Raw genomic sequence first — 2304 nt, 5'->3', positions numbered from 1 at the left:
CGTCGTTGGCTGTCTGACATGAGCCGGCTTGGGAGGCTCCCCGCCGGTTCCCTGTGCGCCCTCGGTGTGGCGCGCGTCGGTGTGTCGGACCGACGCGCGCAAAAACGCGGTGGCACGCAGTAGAGTGGGGAGGGACGGCCGCTGACATGGTTCAAATCCAGTCGCCCCGATCTAAGCTAGTTTGAAAGCCCTTCGGCGTTCGTGCCGGAGGGCTTTCTCGTTACGCAGACGAGTGTTGGGTCGTCGCGGCAGCGGTCACAGGGCGGGCTGGTACATCTGGTCAACGGATGCCGCGGCGACGCCGAGTTCGGTGGCGACCGCGTCGACCGCGTGCTGGGCGACGTTGAGGTCTACCCGACCGTCGGAGGTGAAGTATGGGCCGATGTAGCGCTCGTAGTATCGCTGAACTTCATCACGGGTCAGCCGGCCGAGGAACGAGGCGATGTAGTCGACGGCCAACTGGGGTTGTTCGGCGATCGTGAGAAGGGCTCGCTGGTTGGCCCGCACCAGCGCCTGCAGCGCTGGGTTGTCGAGCGGGATACGAGTGGGGTCCACGGCGATTCCCACGGTGGGGATCTGGAAGTGGTCGCCGACCCAGGACAGGACCGAAAAGCCCTCCTCGCCGGCGACCTGTTCGGGCGCTAATGTGCTGCCCACGTAGGCCGCATCGATCGAACCGTCGCGAAGGCCCCGCAGATCCATCTGGTAGTCACCCGGGGCTCGTACGACGCACTGCAGGTCGCGATCGGGGTCGAGACCGTGCCTGCGCAGCACGATCCGCGCGAAACAGCCGGGTGCGGTGCGGGGTGGGTGGATCGCCAGTCGGCGCCCGCGAAGATCATCCATGGATTTCACCTCGCCACGCCCGAGGAACCAGAACAGCGGACGATGGGTGTTGACGGCCAGCACATTCCATTGGATGCCGTCGGTCAGCCGTGACAACAAGGCCCGGCCCAAACCGATGGTTGCGCCACCGCGCAGGCGCTCGGTCTCCCACCTGATTCCGTCGCGGACGGCGACGTGGACACCTTCATCCTCGAAATATCCCTCCTGATCGGCCACATACGCGATCAGTTCTTCGTGGATACCACGCCCGACGTAGGTCAGATCGATCGTGTGCATCGGCGGAATAGCCTTTCTCTCAATCTCGGACAGTGCGCTCGCGATCGTTGCGTTCAGTCCATTGCAAGGCCCCCGTTGACCGGAAGGTAGTGGCCGGTGGTGAAACCGGAATCCTCACTTGCCAAGAACGCCACCGTCTTGGCGACATCGTCGGGACGGACCAGCCGTCGCATCGGCGTGGCCGCGGCGAGCTCGCGCATCCGCTCGGTTGTTAATTGCTCGGTCACCCTGGTTCCCTCCACCGTGGCCGGTGCGACGAGGTTGGCGGTGATCCCGTGCGGTGCCAGCTCCAAAGCGACGTACCGCACGAACTGGTCCAGGGCCGCCTTAGCGGTGCCCAGCGTGATCATCCCATCACGCGCACGACGCGACAGCCCGGTACTCAGATAGATCAGCCGACCGTATCCGCGCGAAACCATTCCCGGCACAACGGCCTTCGTTATCAGGAACGCGGCACGCAGTTCGCTGTCCAGCTTGCCGCCGAGCTGCTCCCAGCTCAGCTCGGCGAACGAGGTGATGGCAAACGGCGTCATCGCATTGTGCACGAGCACGTCCGTCCTACCCCACCGCTGATCGATTTCATCGACCATGGCGGTGACGTCGTTAGGCACGGTGACGTCGGCTTTAATCGCCACGGCTTCGCCGCCGGCCGCGACGATGGTCGCCACCACCACCTCGGCCTGTGGTGCACTGGCGCGGTGGTTCACGACCACCCGGTACCCGTGTTCGGCCAGTACCAATGCGGTTGCCGCACCGATTCCCCGGCTGGCTCCCGTGATTAGGGCGACTCGTACCATCGTCCTTACCTCCTCTTAGGGCTGGCCTCTGTTCTGTCGAGGCCGCGCCGTCTGCTGGTGAGGATCGACGTCACGCCGATTGGAAAAGCCACTCTGAAGAGCGCCGCAAATCGGATGCCTGACTGCTAAATAAATACGGAGGCCACAGAACGAAGCGGCGGTTACCGTCTCGTCGAGCCGTCTGCGCGTCCGGCAGGTGTAGTTCTCAATGATGCCTGTGTCGACTGTCCAGCCTGCGATCCCGGCCAAAAAAAGTTCAATAGCCGTCCAGCCGCCCCGATTTTATATTTCGAGTTCGACCGAAGCAAGCTCGGATCAACCGACTTCGGTGTCGTCGGACCGAAGCGGGCAAGGGCGTAGCTTACGCGCTTCGGCTCCTTGAACC

At 63.7% G+C, this 2304-nt stretch carries 2 protein-coding genes; both read right to left on the bottom strand.

All coding sequences use genetic code 11. The features are described from left to right. Nucleotides 1–255: 255 nt before the first annotated feature. A complete protein-coding gene (locus tag VKI00_RS13935; protein ID WP_324438262.1) occupies nt 256–1122 on the bottom strand; it encodes an ABC transporter substrate-binding protein in 867 nt (288 codons plus the stop codon). Nucleotides 1123–1175: 53 nt separating this feature from the next. Continuing rightward, the gene (locus VKI00_RS13930; protein ID WP_324438260.1) at nt 1176–1919 is read right to left on the bottom strand and encodes an SDR family oxidoreductase; all 744 of its coding nucleotides are present in this window, start codon (nt 1917–1919) and stop codon (nt 1176–1178) included. Nucleotides 1920–2304: the final 385 nt, after the last annotated feature.

Origin of the sequence: Mycobacterium sp., assembly GCF_035314665.1 — a bacterium.
Classification (GTDB): Bacteria; Actinomycetota; Actinomycetes; order Mycobacteriales; family Mycobacteriaceae; genus Mycobacterium.
This window is presented reverse-complemented; position numbering and strand designations above follow the sequence as displayed.